Source organism: Amycolatopsis rhabdoformis, assembly GCF_035918295.1.
GTDB classification, from domain to species: domain Bacteria; phylum Actinomycetota; class Actinomycetes; order Mycobacteriales; family Pseudonocardiaceae; genus Amycolatopsis; species Amycolatopsis rhabdoformis.
The window spans coordinates 3002868-3018818 of record NZ_CP142149.1; the positions used below are offsets into that span (position 1 = coordinate 3002868).

Genomic DNA, 15951 nt, shown 5'->3' on the forward strand with positions numbered 1-15951 from the left:
TCAGCTCACCTCGCCGGGCCGGGGATCGCGGGCGCAGCGGAAGCCAGAGAAGATCTGCCGCCGGATCGGGTAGTCCCAGTTGCGGAACGTGCCGCGGATCGCCGCCGAGTCCGTGCCGAACGAGCCGCCGCGCAGCACCTTGTAGTCCGGGCCGAAGAACACCTCGGAGTACTCGCGGTACGGGAACGCTGCGAAGCCTGGGTAGCCGTAGAGGTCGGTGCTCGTCCACTCCCACACGTCACCGATGAGCTGGTGCACCCCCAGCGGCGACGCCCCCGCCGGGTACGCGCCGGCCTCGGCCGCGCGCAGGTGGCGCTGCCCGAGGTTGGCGTGCTCGGCCGTCGGTTCCTCGTCGCCCCAGGGGAAGCGGCGCGAACGGCCCGTGCCCGGGTCGTGGCGCGCGGCCTTCTCCCACTCGGCTTCGGTGGGCAGCCGCTTGCCGGCCCAGGCGGCGTACGCCTCCGCTTCGTAGTAGGACACGTGCACCACCGGCTCGTTCACCGGCACCGGCTCGTGGACGCCGAACCGCGTGCGCCACCAGCCGCTCGGCTCGCGGTGCCAGAAGCGCGGCGCCGTGATGTCGTGGTCCTGGCGGTAGGCCCAGCCGGGCTCGCTCCAGAACCGGCGCTCGTCGTAGCCGCCGGACTCGAGGAACTCCACGTAGGCGCCGCACGTGACCGCGCCGGTGTCGAGGAAGTACGCCGGCACATCGATCTCGTGCGCCGGACGCTCGTTGTCCAGCGCCCACGGCTCGGCCGTGGTGCCCATCGTGAACCGACCGGCCGGCACGAACACCTCGGCGGGCAACCGGCCCGGCGAACCGGGCGGTGGCTCCGGCGCGTGCAGCACCGGCTCGCCGCGGCGCAGCTGGTGCGTGGCCAGCATGGTCTCGTCGTGCTGCTGCTCGTGCTGGGTGATCATGCCGAACGCGAACGCGCTCTCGGTGAGCCGGCTGCCCTCCAGCGGCGCGGTTTCCAGCACGTCGAACGCCTTCTCGCGGACCTCGCGCACGTACGCGCGGGCCTCGGCCGGGCCGAGCAGCGGCAGGGCCGGCCGGTCGGCGCGCGCGTGCTGGAACGCGTCGTAGAGGTCGTCGATGTCCGGGCGCAGCGGCTCGCGGCCGCCGACGTCGCGGACCAGCCACAGCTCTTCCTGGCTGCCGATGTGCGCGAGGTCCCAGACCAGCGGCGACATCAGCTTAGAGTGCTGGCGGACCAGGTCCTCGTCGTCGACCGCGTCGGTGAGCACGACACTGCGCGCCCGCGCCCGCGTGAGGGCCTCGGCCGCGTGGGCCCGCAGGTTCTGCGGGCTCAGTTCCAGCAGCGGGTTGTGTTCCGGGGTAACGCTCATCGCTCCTGACTCCTCGATCCGTTCACGCGTGTGCGCACGCTCTCGGTGATCCCGGTGACGGTCGCGGCGGACAGGCCCGTGGCGGGCAGCTCGGCGATGCCGAGCTCCACGAGCTCGCGCGCGACGGCCGCGAGGTCGGCGTCGGCCAGACCCCGTGTCGCGGCGTCGACCCAGCGGTCCGCCACCGGCGCGCACAGCCGGCGCACCTCGTCCACTGTGGACTGACGGGCGAACAGCGCCGAGACGAGGGCCACCGGGGGCAGCCACTCGCCGGGCGGCTGGGCGTCGAGGTACCGGATCTCCAGGTACCCGTGGGGCCGCACCGGGGTGAACATCGTGGTGATGTGGTAGTCGAGGTCCTCCGCCGTCGGGCGGCGCAGCACCCCCGCCGCACCCCGGCCGTCGATCCAGTCGGCGAACGTGAGGCCGTCGGGCGCGTCCCACGGCCGTTCGCCGCGGGGCAGCACCATCAGCGGCGTGTCCATCATGCGCCGGCCCCAGTCGATCGCCGGGTCGGGACCCGGCACCGCCGAACGGGTGCGCACCGGTTCGGTCTCGAGCACCGCGAGCCAGCGCGCGGACTCGAGGCCGGTGTCGCGACCGGCGTGCACCCGGGAATTGGCGAACGCGGCGAGCAGCGGCGGCCCCATCACGTGGGCCGCCTCCCAGCGCGCCTCGACCTGGTCGGCTTCTCCCGTGTCCACGCAGATCTGCAGCCCGGCGGTGCTGCACATCATGGTGATCCCGCCCGTGCCGATGGGCTCGAACCGGCGCTCCATCGCGGCGTAGCGAGGAGTGCGCAGCGCGCGCCGCGGCGGGCGGTGGGCGTCGATGCCCGACTCGCCGAGCACGAGGCCGTGCCGGGCGAGCAACGTGACGAGATGGGAGAGGTCGGCCGAGACGACTGCGTGCAGATCGCGCAGCGAGGCCTGAGGAAGAGCGGAGATCTCCACCTGGCACCCGGGCTCGAGGCTCACGGGAGAGCCTGCCGGAAGCGGGGTGGCCGGACTGTCGGGGCGCAGCGTCCGCGGGGTGTGCGGGCCGAGCGCCGTGGCCAGGACATCTGAGTCGAGCGGGCGGGCCGGGTCCTCGGCGTGGTGCACCGTGAACTCGAGTTCCACGCCCAGCAGTCTCGGCGGGCCGTGCTTGAAGCACACCGAGGCGACGTACGCCTCCCCGGCCGCGCGGTCGGAAAGCACCCGCGCGGTGAGGTTCGACGCACTTCCGGACTTCTCCGGAAAATCGTGCACCGCAGTCATCGTTCGCCGTCCGAATCAAGGAGGTCCGCGGGGTGGGACCTCTCGCCTTCGGACGCTACACGGAGGGTCCGACAAAATCAGGTGCTCGCGAGCGCGCGCGAGATCGGCAAGATTCTCGTAAGGACTGCTGACCAGGGCTTTTGTCCTGAAGTTCCCGCGCGTTGCTCCGTCCGGCTGATCACGGCAGGGCAGGTTCGGTGCCCAATCCGAGCTCCGCCGCGGCGGACTGCACCGCCCCGATCACGAGGTGCAACGCCGGGCGCCGGATCTCCGTTCGGCGGTAGGCGATCGACACCGTGCGCAGCAGCGGCGTGGTCAGCGTGACCACGTCGATGCCCGGCGGCCGCAGCAGCCGCAGCCCGAGGTCCGACACCAGCGTGACCCCGAGGCCCGCGCCCACCATGGCCATGGCCGTGGACTGCTCCTCGACCTCGTGGTTGATCTTCGGCGCGAACCCGTGGCGGTGGCACGCCATCCGCATCGCCCGGCCGAAGTGCGACTTCGGGCTCGCGAGGATCCACGGGTGCTCGGCCAGCTCGTCGAGCGACACCGCACCCGCCGGGAACGCCCCGGCCGGCACGGCCGCGTGCAGCCGTTCGACGGCCACCGCCGCGCGCTCCAGCCCGTTGTCCCACTGCGTCGGCGCGTCCGAGTAGTCGATCACGAACGACAGGTCGAGCGCGCCGTCACGGACGGCCTCCGCGGTGTCCTCCGGGGCGAGCTCCCGGGTTTTCAACTGGATCCCGGGGTATTCGGCGGCCAGCGCGGTCAGCGCCGAAGGCAGCAGGCCGGACGCCACCGACGCCCACACGCCCGCGGTCAGCCGCGCCGACATCGTGCCCTGCGCTTCCTCCAGGGCCAGCGTCGCGCGCTCGACCGAGCCCAGGATCTCCTCGGCGTGCTCGGTCAGCAGCACACCCAGCTCGGTCAGCTGCACGCGCCGGCCCAGCCGTTCGAACAACTTCGCGCCCACGTCCCGTTCGAGCTGCGCCAGCTGCTGCGACACGGCCGAAGCCGTGTAGTGCAGCGACACCGCGGCAGCGGTGACCGTGCCTCGGCGCCGCAGCTCCCGGAGCATCCGCAGGCGGTGCAACGAAAGCTCCATATACGAACCCTAAACAACTTCGTGCAGGTTCGTTAACTGGACGCGAGGGCGGTGCCGACCGCACCCTCGAAAGCGACGGCCCGCCCGGGCCGCGTGGACTCCTGGAGGTGAGTGGCCCGATGCTCGCGCAGAACGCCGAACCGTTGATGAGGCTGACGTGGACCGACCCCGTCACCGGCGCGCACGGCTACCTGGTCGTGCACAGCCTGGTGTCCGGCGTGGCCACGGGCGGCACGCGGATGCGGGCGGGCTGCACCATGGGCGAGGTCGAGGACCTGGCCCGCGGCATGGCGAACAAGACGGCCACGTTCAACCTCCCCGTCGGCGGCGCCAAGGGCGGCCTCGACTTCGACCCGAAGGACCCGCGCGCCTTCGACGTGCTCACGCGGTTCTGCGAGTTCCTGCGCCCGTGGCTCGACGCGAGCTGGGTGACCGCCGAGGACCTCGGCGTGCCGCAGCACCTCATCGACGCCGTGTTCGAGAAGCTCGGGCTGGAGCAGTCGTACCACGCCGCGATCCGCCGTTCGGCCGATCCCGCGCGCACCCTCCGGCGGGTGCAGGCCGGGCTCAACGCGCCGGTGCCCGGCGGGCTGCTGCTCGGCGACGTGATCGGCGGCTACGGCGTGGCGCAGGCCTGCCTCGGCGCCGCGTCGGCGTGGGGCTGGGAGGCCGCCGAGACCACCGTGGCGATCCAGGGCATCGGCACCATGGGCGGCGGTGCCGCGTGGTACCTGCACGAAGCCGGCGTGAAGGTGGTCGCCGTGGCCGACGCCGCGGGCACGCTGTACGCCCCCGATGGTCTCGACGTGCCGGCGCTGCTCGACCTGCGCGACCGCTTCGGCGAGGTGGACCGCACGCGGCTGCCCGAAGGCGTGCGGACGTTGCCCCGCGAGGCGATCGTGGCCACTGACGCCGACATCTTCGTGCCGGCCGCGATCTCGTACGCGCTGCGCGTGGACAACGAGAACCTGGTGAAGGCCCAGGTCGTGGTGGAAGCGGCCAACGCCGCCACGACGCCCGAGGCCGAAGCGGCGCTGTCCGCCCGCGGCGTCGCGGTGATCCCGGACTTCGTCGCCAACGCCGGCGCCGCCGCGTGGGCGTGGTGGCTGCTGCTCGGCGAGGTGGGCGCCGACCCGGCCGACTCGTTCCTGCGGCTGCGCACCGAAATGCAGGCGAAGGTGGCCCTGCTGCTGACCGAGTGGCACCTCGACCGGGTGCCGCCGCGGGTGACCGGGCTGCGACTGGCCGAGACCACGCGCGCCGCGCGGGCGGCCGAGGCGCAGGCGAACGAGGGTGCGCCTGCCCTGCTGATCCCGTAACGCCACGGTTTGGGGGTCGCGCGGTGCCCCGGACCGTGGCGGGGCACCGCGTGGGCTTCCGGCGCTCAGCCGGCGAACCGGTCCAGCACCTCCACGAGCACGTCGCTCAGCGACCCGGTGGCCGTGGTGTGCCCGGAATCGCCCACGAGCAGCAGCTCCGAGCCCGGCAGCGCGCGTTCGAGCAGCCACGGCGTGCCGGTGAGGTTGCCGAGGTCGAGCGTGCCCTGCACCAGCACGGCCGGGATCCCGGCGAGCCGGTGCGCGTCGCGCAGGATCGCGCCGTCATCGCTGAAGCAGCCGTTGGCGAAGTAGTGCGTGACCAGTCGCGCGAACGCCAGCCGGTACGCCGGGTCCGCGAACGTCGGCGACGGCGACTCCTGCGACAGCATCGCGTCCTCCCACGCGCACCAGCGCACGGCGGCGGCCTGGTGGACTTCCGGGTCCGGGTCCATCAGCAGCCGGTGGTAGGCGCGGGCGAGGTCACCGTCGCGCTCGGCCGGCGGCACGCCGTCGCGGAACTTCGCGAACGCCGCCGGGAAAACCTTGCCGAGGCCGCGGGTGAGCAGGTCGAGCTCGGCCTGCCGGTCGGTGGCCAGGCTGAGGAGCACGAGTTCGCTCACGCGCTCGGGGTGGTGCTCCGCGTAGAGCAGCGAGAGCACGCAACCCCAGGACCCGCCGAACAGCAACCAGTCGTCGATGCCGAGCGTGGTGCGCAGGGCTTCCAGGTCCGCGATCAGGTGCGCGGTGGTGTTCGCGGACAGGTCCGCCACGGGCTCCCCCGCGTGCGGCGTGCTCCGGCCGCACCCCCGCTGGTCGAACAGCACCACGCGGTAACGGGCCGGGTCGAAGAACCGCCGGTGCGCCGGCCGGCAGCCGCTGCCGGGCCCGCCGTGCACGACCACCGCGGGTTTGCCGTCGGGGTTGCCGCACTCCTCCCAGTAGACGGCGTGCCCGTCGCCGACGTCGAGCATCCCGGTGCGGTACGGGGAGATCTCGGGGTGCAGTCCGGGCACGGCAGGTCCTTCCGGTCTGGGTGGTCTGGTCGGAACAGGTTCGCCCGAGTCACCGGCGGTGTCACGCCATTACGCCGAACGGTCCCGCCCGCTTTCCGGCATCTTCTTGCAGTACAAAGAGATCGCGAGGTGCGGTCCGTCCGGATTTCGCGATCTCCGCCGGGCGGTGGCCGCCTCAGAGCAGGTTCGCGGCCAGTTCGCGCAGCGTGTGGCACAGCGCCGCCGGGGTGGCGGGCGCCAGATGGATCACGGCGTCTTCGCCGGTGCCGGTGGTGTGGCTGAGGTAGCGGCCCCAGTCGGTGTCCGCGTAGTGCAGGGGCTCGTCGAGGCAGACGCGGCGGCCGACCTCGTCGCGGCGGGCGGTGTAGAGCTCGCCGCTGCCGTGGACCGGGCGCTGGACCAGGCTCACGACGTCGGCGAGGCCCGGTGGGAGCGGGTAGGCGTCCTCGCCGCGGCGGGCGGCGTCCGCGAGGGCGGACACCCGCACCGAGCGCGGCACACCACCGCCGGCGCCGACGGCCGGCAGCTGCTCCACCAAGGTCTCGACCAGGCGCTGCCGGTCGATCTCCTGCACGCCCACGTGGTCGCCGTCGGACACCGCCAGCACCGCCTGCAGCCCGCTCGCGGCCACCAGCACGCCGTAGGTGCGTCCGCCGGTGGCGACCCAGCCGTAGACCTCCTCGGCGGGCCGCGAGAGCAGCGGCAGCCAGTCGAGGAAGTCGACCGTCGCGCGGCCGCGGGGGTCGACGAGCCCGGCCTCGGCGAGGGCGTCGTCCACGCGTTTGGCCGCCTCTTCGCGTTCGAGGTCCGACAGCCACACCGGCTCGGGGCGCAGCGTCACGTGCAGCGAGCCGACCTGCTCGCGCTCGGCGAGCGCCGCGAGTGCCTCCAGCGGCACGTCGACCCGTCCGGCCACCGCGGTCACTCGCCGATGACCGGCGGGATCGTCCGCTGGTCGGTGCCGAAGAGGGCGTCGGGATCGGGTTCGACGAGGAAGTCGGGCCGTCGGTGCTCGGCGTCTTCCTCCTCCTCGCCGCGGCGGCCGGCGGCACCCGCCGGGCCCATCGCCGTGCCCCGGCTCGACGCGGCACCCCGAGCCGCGGCGGCTTCCTCCGCGGCCAAGGGGTTCAGGCCACCGGCCCCGGTCCGACCACCGGCTCCGGCACGCGAGCCCAGACCGCCGGCGCCACGACCCGCCGCACCGCCCTCACTGTCGACGCCGCCGAACCGGCCACCGGCCGCACCGCGGCCTGCAGTGCCCCCAGTGCCCACCGGGCTTCCGGGATCACCGCCGATGAGCCCGCCCGGCCCCGGCGTCGGGACCTGACCGGACAAGTTCGGGGCGAACGTCGAGCCGCCCCGGTTCGGCATCGGGTCGACCGGGGTGCGTGTGGTCGGCGGTGTGGCCGTACCGGTGCTGCTCTGCGTGGTCGTGTCCGTCGGGGTCGTGGTGCCGGTCGGGTGGTGCGGACCGCCCGGCCCGGCCGGGACATCGGGCCCGCCGGTGTGCCCCGTCCCTGTGTGCCCACCCGTGATCACCTGGTCACCGGTCTGGTGGAATCCCGCTGCCGGGGTGTGCGTGCCGGTCCCGCCGGTGGTCGACCCACCCGGCGTCGTCGTCCCCGCCGACCCCGGCACGGTCACGTGCCCCGGCGGCGACGGCGTGGTCAGCCGGATCGCCGCGCCGTCGGACTCGAGCGTGCCGTACTGCGTCGGCAGCACCGACTTCGTGCTGGTGGTGACGCCGTTGTACTGGTCCATCACCCGCACGTTGGTGTCGTTGGCGGCGTTGTACCGGTTCAGCTTGTCCTGGTAGGAGTTCTGGTCGTGCGCCGCCATGAAGGGCCCGGCGATCGGGATCGCGGCCTTGAGCCCCGTGGTCCACGGGCTCGGCTTGTCCGGCTTCGGCGGCACCTCCACCACGGCGTGGCTCGAATCCTCGAAGCTCGACGCCTGCGTCTCCACCGACGCGGTGGTCATGTCCAGCGGGTCGGCCGTGTCCGCGAACGCCTTCTCCAGCGGCCCCGCGCCCGCGTTCGCCGCGTCGGCGCCGTTGCCCGACCACGACTTCGCCATGCGGTCCTGCAGGTCCTTGATGCTCTGCGCCCGCTCCCAGTACGCCGACGACAGCTCCTGCACCTGCGTGGCAGCGGCGCGCAGCCCCGAGGTGCTGCCGCTTCTGAAGTTGTCGTAGATCTGCTTGCCGTCCACCTAAGCCCCCTTGAGTGTGCCGACGACGGCGCCCGCCACGGTTTCCGCGACCTGGCACGAATCCTGCTCGCCCTGATAACCCTGGGCCGCGCTCGCGAAGGCGAGGTCGTCGGAGAGCCCGACCCAGATCTCGCAGTCGCCGCGCGCCCGGCGGTCGCTCAGGTCGCTGAACACGGCGGGATGCCCCGCCACCGCCGGTGCGGGAACGACGAAACCCAGCTGACCGGCGTCCTTCGCGCGGTAGATCCCGGCGAGGCCGCCCATCCCCTGGTCGCGGTTGCCGGTGCCGAGGATGATCTGCACGCTCAGCCCTTCGGCGCCGATCTGCCAGCCGCAGCCGGGTCCGGCGGCGGCGAGCGGCCCGCTCACGGTGGCCTCGCCCTGCGCCGGGTACCGCAGCGGAGCCAGCACGCTCGCCGGCACCAGCGCGCACGGTCTGCCCAGGTACGCGGCCGGGTCGAGCGGATCGGTCACCTTCGGCGCGCGTGCATCGGCAGCGCTGCTCGACGCGGGGCCCGGCGCCGGCTGCGCGGTGCCCGCGGTCGGGGCCGAGCACCCGGCCGCCACCGCTGCGGCCACGACCACGAGCGCGGCGGCCACCCCGGCGCTCCTCGTCATCGCGCCTGACCGAGCTCGGCGTTCGCCTGGTCGGTCGCCACCGTCTTGTCCTTCGCCGCCTTCAGCTTCGTGAGGTAGCCCTGCACGTACTGGCGCATCGAGTCGTTCTGCTCCTGCAGCGCGCGCAGCGAATCGCTGCCGGTGCTCGCGTAGCCGCTGCTGGCCGAATCCTGGCCGGGGGGCTTGAGCGCCGCGATGATGTCCACGATCTTGCGCCCGTCGGCGGTGATCTTCGTGAGCTGGTCCTCCCACAGGCCGATCACGGCGTCGAGCTCGGCGGGCTCCATCTCGAAGGTGCCCCCGCCCGCGCCGGCACCGCCGTAGACCGGGCCCGGGACGTCGCCGAAGACGCTTTGGGCCGCACGGCCCGCTTCGCCGATGATCAAGGCGCGTTCCTCTCCCCAGTCTCACTCACCGTGATGGCGCACAGCGTAGTCACCGCCCACGTCCGTGTCAGCAGAACGCGGCCGAGGTGAGACGAAGAAAAAAGCGCGACGGTTCCGGCGACTCCACGTCACAGTACGTACGTACGGATTGCGAGGACCCCGTCCCAGATGCCAGGATCCCAGGATGCCACGGGTCAGCCAGGATCACCTCGACGCACGCCGGCGCCAGATCCTCGACGGTTCGCGCGTGTGCTTCGCCCGCTACGGGTACGAGGGTGCCACAGTCCGCCGTCTCGAGGAGGCCACCGGTCTGTCCCGGGGTGCCATCTTCCACCATTTCCGCGACAAGGAGTCCCTGTTCCTCGCCCTCGCGGAGGACGACGCCGTGCGGATGGCCGACGTCGTGGCCGAGCAGGGCCTCGTGCAGGTGATGCGCGAACTGCTCGCCGGCGACAGCGAGCACCCGGCCGACTGGCTCGGCACCCGCCTGGAGGTGTCGCGCCGGCTGCGCACCGACCCGGAGTTCCGCGGCCGCTGGGCCGAGCGTTCCGAGCAGCTGACCGTCGCGACGCGCGAACGGCTCATGCGCCAGCGCGAAGCAGGCAACCTGCGTGACGACGTGGACGTGGACGTGCTCACCGCGTTCCTCGAACTCGTGCTCGAAGGCCTTGTCTCGCACCTGGCGATGGGCCTGCCGGGCGACGACCTCGGTCCCGTGCTCGACCTGGTCGAGGAGACGGTGCGGCGCCACCGGCCCGGCACCACCCGATAGGTTCCCGCGCTGCGCGCCGGGCACTTTCGTGTTGAATGTGCCCGTGGTGAACATGCCGGTGGAATTCCTCGACGCCCACGGCCAGTCGCTGGCCCTGTTCGACTGGGCCGTGCACGAGACCGGGCCCGGCGACTGGGGTCGGGCGACGCCGTGTTCCGGCTGGTCCGTGCGCGATCTCGTGAACCACCTCGTCGCCGAGCAGCTGTGGGTGCCGCCGCTGCTGGAGGGCGCCACCCTCGACGACGTCGGCGACCGTTTCGAGGGCGACGTGCTCGGCGAAGATCCCGTGGCCGCCTGGGACACGTCCTCGTCGGCGGCCCGGGAAGCGTGGCTGGTGCCCGGTGTGGCGCAGCGCACGGTCCACGTGTCCTTCGGGCTGATCCCGGCCGAGGAGTACGGCTGGCAGATGGCGATCGACTTCGCCGTGCACGCCTGGGACCTCGCGACGGCCCTGGGGCAGCCGAACCCGATCCCGTCGGACCTGGCGGCCCGCCTGCTCGAAGTGGTGCGCCCGTGGGTCGACGACTGGCAGGGCCTCGGCCTGTTCGACCCGCCGGTGGCGGTGGGGCGCTCGGCGAGCGACGCGACGCGCCTCATCGCGCTCCTGGGGCGGCAGCCGCGCTGAGCCGCACGACACGCCGGTCGTCACCCGTCCGGCGTCCGGAACACGTTAAGATTGTCCGCATCGTCGCAGTACAGACCGATTCCCCTGCTAGGAGTGACTCCATTTGCGCGCCGCGCAATCGCCCGGTGACAGTACCGGGCCGGGCAGACGACCCGGCTTTTCCTTGACCGCCCTCTCTCCCTTCGCGGGAGGAGCGGCATGACCCACGTCCTGTTCTCCGTACTCGGCGTGCTGGTCTTCATCCTCCTCACGATCGGCACCGGCCTCGCCGTCGCCGCCGAGTTCTCGCTGACCGCGCTCGAGCGCAGCACCGTCGACGCCGACGTGCGCCAGACCGGCGACCGGCGCTCGCTCGCGGTGCAGAAGGCGCACCGCACGCTGAGCTTCCAGCTCTCGGGCGCCCAGGTCGCGATCACCCTCACCACGCTGATCACCGGTTACCTCGCCGAGCCGCTCATCGGGGAGCTCGTGCGCCCGATCTTCGACGCCGTCGGCCTGTCCGAGGCCGTGGCGGCGGGTGTGTCGATCGTGGTCGCGCTGGTGGTGGCCACGTTCCTGTCGATGATCCTCGGCGAGATGGTGCCGAAGAACATCGCGATCGCGCGTCCGCTTCGCACCGCCCGCGCCGTGACCGGCTACCACTCGCGCTTCTCCGCGCTGTTCCGCTGGCTGATCACGCTCATGAACAACAGCGCCAACTTCGTGGTGCGCAAGTTCGGCGTGGAGCCGCAGGAAGAGCTGCGGTCGGCGCGCTCGCCGCAGGAACTCGGCTCGATCGTGCGCTCCAGCGCCGAGAGCGGGAAGCTCGACACGTCCACGGCCGAGCTGCTGGACCGCTCGCTGCGCTTCGGCGAGCGCACGGCCGACGAGCTGATGACCCCGCGCGTGCAGGTCGAGTCGCTCACCGTGGAGGACACGATCCACGACCTCATCGAGATCTCGCGCCGCACCGGGTTCTCGCGGTTTCCCGTCCACCGCGAGGACCTCGACGACGTGCAGGGCGCCGTGCACGTGAAGCAGGCCTTCGCGGTGCAGGGCGACGAGCGCGCCACGGTGCGCATCGGCTCGGTCATGCGCCCGGTGCCGACCGTGCCGGAGTCACTGCCCGGCGACGACCTGCTCAACCGCCTGCGTGACTCCCGCTACCAGCTCGCCATCGTCGTCGACGAGTACGGCGGTATGGCCGGCCTGGTCACGCTGGAGGACGTGGTCGAGGAGATCATCGGCGACGTCCGCGACGAGCACGACGAGCGCGAAGCCCCGGCGTCGCAGCAGCTCGGCTCGGACAGCTGGCTCGTGTCGGGCCAGCTGCGGCCCGACGAGGTCAGCGAGGTCACCGGCTTCCGCATGCCCGACGGCGACTACGAGACCATCGCCGGCCTGATCCTCGAACGCCTCGGCCGCATCCCGGCCGAAGGCGACGCGGCGGTCGTCGACGGCTGGCAGCTCACCGTCACGAGCATGGATCGCCACCGCATCGCCGAGGTCGAGGTGCGCCCGGTCGAACCCGGCCCGGAGAAGCCACCCGGAACCGAGGGCCCGACCGCCGCGCCGCAGAAGAATTCCGCGCCGCGCCCGGTGACCGAACGCGAGGTGGTCGCGTGAGCGACTGGCTGAACATCGCCCTCGTCGTGGTGCTGCTGCTCGCCAACGCGTTTTTCGTCGGCGCCGAGTTCACCCTGATCTCCTCGCGGCGCGACCGCCTGGAAGCGTTGCTGGAACAGGGGAAGACCCGGGCGAAGATCGTGATCAACGCGAGCCGGCACGTGTCGAAGATGCTCGCGGGCGCGCAGCTGGGCATCACCATCTGTTCGCTGCTGCTCGGTCGCCTCGGCGAACCCGCCGTGGCGCACCGGCTGTCCGGGTTCTTCGACCTGTTCGGCCTGCCCGAGCAGCTGCTGCACCCGATCTCGTTCGCGATCGCGCTCGCGTTCATCACGATGCTCCACGTGCTGGTGGGCGAAATGGTGCCGAAGAACCTCGCCATCGCCGAGCCCGAGCGGCTCGCGCTGTGGCTGGTGCCGGCGCACGTGGCGTGGGTGAAACTCGCGAACCCGGTGATCTGGTTCCTCAACCTGGTGGCGAACTCGTTCCTGCGCCTGGTGAAGGTGGAGCCGAAGGACGAGCTGGAAACGGCCTACACGTCCGACGAGCTGGCCGAGCTGCTGAGTGAGTCACGTCGGGAGGGACTGCTCGAACAGTCGGAGCACCAACGGCTTTCGCAGACGCTGTCCTCGGTCGCGAAGACCGTGTCCGACGTGCTCGTGCCCACCGCGCAGCTCACCACCCTCCCTTGTGGACCGACGCTGGGCGACGTGGAACGCGCGGTGTCCTCGACCGGGTTCTCGCGGTTCCCGGTGTGCACCGACGACGGCACGCTCACCGGCTACATCCACGTGAAGGACGTGCTCGACCTCGTGGGGCAGAGCCCCGACACGAGCGTGCCGGACTCGAAGACCCGCCCGCTCACCGAACTGCGCGCCGACGCGCGGCTCGATGTGGCGCTTTCGGCCATGCGCAAGGAAGGCAGCCACCTCGCGCGGGCCCTCGACGCCGCCGGCCAGGCCGTGGGTGTCGTGGCGCTGGAGGATCTCGTGGAGGAGTACGTGGGCACCGTGCGCGACGGCACGCACGTCACGGCCTGACCGGGTTTCGTCCGGGCCGTCGCCCCCCATCCGAGCGACGCGTTCACGACTCCGGGGTCAGGACGACGCGGCCAGCAGCCGTTCGCACTCCTCGATCAGCCGCTGCCGCAGCGGCGCGCCTCGCTCGGCGAAGGCGCGCTGCGCGGCGGCGTACTCCTGTTTGCCCTGCGCCGTTTCGATCCGCACCGGCTCGTACCCGAGGCCGGTGAGGTCGTACGGGGACGCGCGCATGTCGAGCTCCCGGATGTCGCGGGCCAGCTCGAAGCAGTCGGCCACCAGCTCGGCGGGGATCAGGGGCGCCAGCCGGAACGCGTGCTTGTAGAGATCCATCCCGGCGTGGAGACAGCCCGGCTGTTCGAACGCGGGGCGGTCGTCCGCCGCCGGATTGAGGGAGTTGAGCGGGCGGGCCGCCGGGGTGAAGAAGCGGAACGCGTCGAAGTGCGAGCAGGTGACGCGATGCCCCTCCACCACCTCGTCGGTGCCGGCCGCGCCGAGGCGCAGCGGGTGGCTCGCGTGCCGCACCCGGTCCTCGGCGAGCCCGTAGACCATGGCCCACTCGTGCAGGCCGAAACAGCCGAAGTGGGCCGGCCGCCCGGCCGTGGCCACCAGCAGCGCGTGGACGCCCTCGATGCGGTCGCGGCGGGACACGACATCGGCCCGCGGAATCGGGTCGGGTCCCCCGGCCGGCGCCACGCCGTACCCCGGCGACCAGCGGCGCAGCTGGTTGGGGCGGAACGAGTAGTAGGTGAACAGAAAGTCGTGCACCGGATGCTTCACGCCGTCGCGGCGGCGGCGCAGGTGCCCGGCCAGCAGCTCGTCGACCCGCTCCTCGTGCGCCGCCGAGCGGGCGCGCCAGACGGGTTCGCCGAGCACGACGACCTCGTTCTGCGTCTCCGGAAGGGGCACGCGGCCAGGATACGACGGACCGCCGGCCTTCAAGCCCGAGGTGGTCACCGACCCGGCCGGTCACCAGCGCAGCTACCTGCCGGCGTGGGGCGGCCCGTACCCGGGCGTGACACTGTGCCACGACTGGACCACCGCCTCGGCGTGTGCCGGGCTGCCTGTACTCACCACCACGCTGGTCCTGAAGAGCTCGGCGGACTTCGCCGGGGGCAACCAGCCGCAGCTCGTCGTCGGCTTCACCGGTGACGCACCGCAGGTGTGTTTCCGCACGGCGATCTCCGCGGACCGCAGCGTGGCCGGCGTGACGAACACCGCGACCGGCACCGACCCGACGGGCACGTTCACCTCCAACACCGTGGCGCTGCCCGTCGCACCGGGCTCCTCCTGCACGCCGGTGGTCACGCAGGAGAGGGAGATCTGCACCTCGGCCGGTGCGGCCAAGTGCGGGCCGGGAGGTTCGGGACCGTGGGCGAAACAGGCGCCGGTCGGCCTGCTCGACGCCACCGCGTACTGGCGGATCACCGTGACGGACCAAGGCCCGGTCGGCATCAGCGGCACGCACGTGGTGGACAGCGTCGAGCCGTCGCGCCAGGCGGCGGCCGCGTTCTCGCTGCAACCGGACCAGACGAAGCAGGTGTACTGCTCGACCCACGCCCTGCTGAACCTGTTCCCGATCACCAACCAGGCCAAGGTGAGCGACACGCCGGCCAACGCCCCGGCCGGCACCCCGCCGTCGCACTCGGCGTGGTCTTCGGCCAAGGCCTGTTCCCTGTTGTGCATCCTCTGACGCTCGTTCGGTGAGCCGCTGATCAAGTCCGGCCCGCGACGGGGTATTTTCAACACCTCGCCGCGGGCCGGACCCGTACCCGCCGCGGGGTCGGCCGATTCACGCACCGCCGTCACCTGCTCGGCGGCACCCCGTGAATTGTGTACAGACCGTGCAACTCTCAGTCACAATATTCACCCAGGGTCGCTAACCTGTTAGAGTGATAACGGTTTGATTGCATAGCAGCGCGTGCGCGCACGTCTCGAAAGGACAACGATGGGGCGACACACACTGGCCGAAGAGCCGGTGCCGCACCCTCTCGATCCGCCGAAGCGCCAGCAAGGCCGCAGCGAGACGACGGGCTCACACCGGATCGTCGCCGCCAAGGCCCCGCGCCGCAGGATCGCCAAGTGGCCCATCGCCTGCGCGGGCCTCGTCGTGCTGGTCGCCCTCGGTGTGTTCGGCTGGAACTGGGCCGACAGCGTGCTCAACAACCGCGCCGAGGCCCAGGCCGCGAGCTGCGGCGGCAACCGCTCCACGCTCCGGCTCGTGGTGACCCCGCAGGTCGCCAAGCCCGTCGAGGCCGCCGCGAAGCGCTGGGACGCCGATCTGACCCCGGAGCACGGCGCCTGCTTCCAGGTCGACGTGACCACGAAGTCCTCCTCCGAGGTGCTCGACGCGCTCGTCGGCAAAACCGACCTCTCGACCATCGGCGGCCTGCCCGACGGCTGGATCCCCGAGTCGTCGTACTGGGTCACGCAGCTCACGAACGCGAAGCCCGAGCGCATCGGCTCGCCCGCGATGCCGATCGGCTCGGGCCCGCCCGCCGACTACCCGTTCGTGGGTCTCGCGGGCGCGAGCATCAGCGGCACCTCGACCGACGAAAACCAGCAGCGCGCCACCCAGAGCTTCCGCGCGTACCTCAAGGAACCCGCGCAGCTGGCCGACTTCGCGGCCGCCGGCATCCGGGCGTCCTGAC

General features: G+C 72.2%; 16 protein-coding genes. 7 read left to right on the top strand and 9 right to left on the bottom strand.

The features are described from left to right. The 3 genes from egtB to VSH64_RS13550 form a co-directional block, all read right to left on the bottom strand. Positions 1 to 1350 (bottom strand): ergothioneine biosynthesis protein EgtB, encoded by a 1350-nt coding sequence (gene egtB, locus VSH64_RS13540; protein WP_326835931.1) that lies wholly within the window; start codon positions 1348 to 1350, stop codon positions 1 to 3. Continuing rightward, the gene (locus VSH64_RS13545) at positions 1347 to 2609 is read right to left on the bottom strand and encodes a glutamate-cysteine ligase family protein (protein WP_326835933.1); all 1263 of its coding nucleotides are present in this window, start codon (positions 2607 to 2609) and stop codon (positions 1347 to 1349) included. Before VSH64_RS13545 ends, egtB begins: the two co-directional genes overlap by 4 nt. 178 nt (positions 2610 to 2787) lie before the next feature. After that, positions 2788 to 3714, bottom strand: a complete 927-nt coding sequence (locus tag VSH64_RS13550; protein WP_326835934.1) for a LysR family transcriptional regulator — start codon at positions 3712 to 3714, stop codon at positions 2788 to 2790. Positions 3715 to 3833: 119 nt separating this feature from the next. On the opposite strand from VSH64_RS13550, the gene VSH64_RS13555 reads away from it, so the two are divergent. After that, complete coding sequence (locus VSH64_RS13555; protein ID WP_326835935.1) at positions 3834 to 5033, top strand: Glu/Leu/Phe/Val dehydrogenase dimerization domain-containing protein; 1200 nt, start codon at positions 3834 to 3836, stop codon at positions 5031 to 5033. Positions 5034 to 5098: 65 nt separating this feature from the next. Here the strand turns inward: VSH64_RS13555 and pip are convergent, their stop codons facing one another. From pip to VSH64_RS13580, 5 genes are all read right to left on the bottom strand, one after another. Beyond that, positions 5099 to 6037, bottom strand: coding sequence for a prolyl aminopeptidase (pip, locus tag VSH64_RS13560; protein ID WP_407655684.1), 939 nt, complete (start codon positions 6035 to 6037; stop codon positions 5099 to 5101). A gap of 184 nt (positions 6038 to 6221) precedes the next feature. After that, positions 6222 to 6971 carry an ESX secretion-associated protein EspG gene (locus VSH64_RS13565; RefSeq protein ID WP_326835937.1) on the bottom strand — a complete coding sequence of 250 codons (750 nt, stop codon included), beginning with the start codon at positions 6969 to 6971 and terminating at the stop codon, positions 6222 to 6224. Beyond that, on the bottom strand, positions 6968 to 8257 hold the full coding sequence (locus VSH64_RS13570) for a WXG100 family type VII secretion target (protein WP_326835938.1): 1290 nt from the start codon (positions 8255 to 8257) through the stop codon (positions 6968 to 6970). Before VSH64_RS13570 ends, VSH64_RS13565 begins: the two co-directional genes overlap by 4 nt. Next, the gene (locus tag VSH64_RS13575; protein ID WP_326835939.1) at positions 8258 to 8875 is read right to left on the bottom strand and encodes a DUF3558 domain-containing protein; all 618 of its coding nucleotides are present in this window, start codon (positions 8873 to 8875) and stop codon (positions 8258 to 8260) included. It lies immediately after the preceding gene. Further along, a complete protein-coding gene (locus VSH64_RS13580) occupies positions 8872 to 9261 on the bottom strand; it encodes a hypothetical protein (RefSeq protein WP_326835940.1) in 390 nt (129 codons plus the stop codon). The genes VSH64_RS13575 and VSH64_RS13580 overlap by 4 nt, the downstream gene beginning before the upstream one ends. A gap of 184 nt (positions 9262 to 9445) precedes the next feature. On the opposite strand from VSH64_RS13580, the gene VSH64_RS13585 reads away from it, so the two are divergent. From VSH64_RS13585 to VSH64_RS13600, 4 genes are all read left to right on the top strand, one after another. Next, positions 9446 to 10033 carry a TetR/AcrR family transcriptional regulator gene (locus tag VSH64_RS13585; RefSeq protein WP_326835941.1) on the top strand — a complete coding sequence of 196 codons (588 nt, stop codon included), beginning with the start codon at positions 9446 to 9448 and terminating at the stop codon, positions 10031 to 10033. A gap of 52 nt (positions 10034 to 10085) precedes the next feature. After that, positions 10086 to 10658 carry a TIGR03086 family metal-binding protein gene (locus VSH64_RS13590; RefSeq protein WP_326837943.1) on the top strand — a complete coding sequence of 191 codons (573 nt, stop codon included), beginning with the start codon at positions 10086 to 10088 and terminating at the stop codon, positions 10656 to 10658. 198 nt (positions 10659 to 10856) lie between these two features. Next, a complete protein-coding gene (locus tag VSH64_RS13595; RefSeq protein WP_326835942.1) occupies positions 10857 to 12263 on the top strand; it encodes a hemolysin family protein in 1407 nt (468 codons plus the stop codon). Then, positions 12260 to 13303 (top strand): hemolysin family protein, encoded by a 1044-nt coding sequence (locus VSH64_RS13600; protein ID WP_326835943.1) that lies wholly within the window; start codon positions 12260 to 12262, stop codon positions 13301 to 13303. Before VSH64_RS13595 ends, VSH64_RS13600 begins: the two co-directional genes overlap by 4 nt. Positions 13304 to 13360: 57 nt before the next feature. On the opposite strand, the gene VSH64_RS13605 is transcribed toward VSH64_RS13600, so the two are convergent. Further along, the gene (locus tag VSH64_RS13605) at positions 13361 to 14209 is read right to left on the bottom strand and encodes a 3-methyladenine DNA glycosylase (protein WP_326835944.1); all 849 of its coding nucleotides are present in this window, start codon (positions 14207 to 14209) and stop codon (positions 13361 to 13363) included. 40 nt (positions 14210 to 14249) lie between these two features. Here VSH64_RS13605 and VSH64_RS13610 point away from each other — a divergent pair, with 40 nt between their 5' ends. Further along, positions 14250 to 14993 carry a DUF7617 domain-containing protein gene (locus VSH64_RS13610; RefSeq protein ID WP_326835945.1) on the top strand — a complete coding sequence of 248 codons (744 nt, stop codon included), beginning with the start codon at positions 14250 to 14252 and terminating at the stop codon, positions 14991 to 14993. A gap of 255 nt (positions 14994 to 15248) precedes the next feature. Beyond that, entirely contained in the window at positions 15249 to 15950 is a 702-nt protein-coding gene (locus VSH64_RS13615; protein ID WP_326835946.1) for a hypothetical protein, read from the top strand. Position 15951: the final 1 nt, after the last annotated feature.

What these genes read in the sequence shown, in the direction of transcription:
- egtB (WP_326835931.1), bottom strand. Translation starts at nt 1,350, where the DNA reads ATGAGCGTTACCCCGGAACACAACCCGCTGCTGGAACTGAGCCCGCAG.
- VSH64_RS13590 (WP_326837943.1), top strand. Translation starts at nt 10,086, where the DNA reads ATGCCGGTGGAATTCCTCGACGCCCACGGCCAGTCGCTGGCCCTGTTC.
- VSH64_RS13575 (WP_326835939.1), bottom strand. Translation starts at nt 8,875, where the DNA reads ATGACGAGGAGCGCCGGGGTGGCCGCCGCGCTCGTGGTCGTGGCCGCA.
- VSH64_RS13555 (WP_326835935.1), top strand. Translation starts at nt 3,834, where the DNA reads ATGCTCGCGCAGAACGCCGAACCGTTGATGAGGCTGACGTGGACCGAC.
- VSH64_RS13545 (WP_326835933.1), bottom strand. Translation starts at nt 2,609, where the DNA reads ATGACTGCGGTGCACGATTTTCCGGAGAAGTCCGGAAGTGCGTCGAAC.
- VSH64_RS13615 (WP_326835946.1), top strand. Translation starts at nt 15,249, where the DNA reads ATGGGGCGACACACACTGGCCGAAGAGCCGGTGCCGCACCCTCTCGAT.
- VSH64_RS13595 (WP_326835942.1), top strand. Translation starts at nt 10,857, where the DNA reads ATGACCCACGTCCTGTTCTCCGTACTCGGCGTGCTGGTCTTCATCCTC.
- VSH64_RS13585 (WP_326835941.1), top strand. Translation starts at nt 9,446, where the DNA reads ATGCCACGGGTCAGCCAGGATCACCTCGACGCACGCCGGCGCCAGATC.
- VSH64_RS13550 (WP_326835934.1), bottom strand. Translation starts at nt 3,714, where the DNA reads ATGGAGCTTTCGTTGCACCGCCTGCGGATGCTCCGGGAGCTGCGGCGC.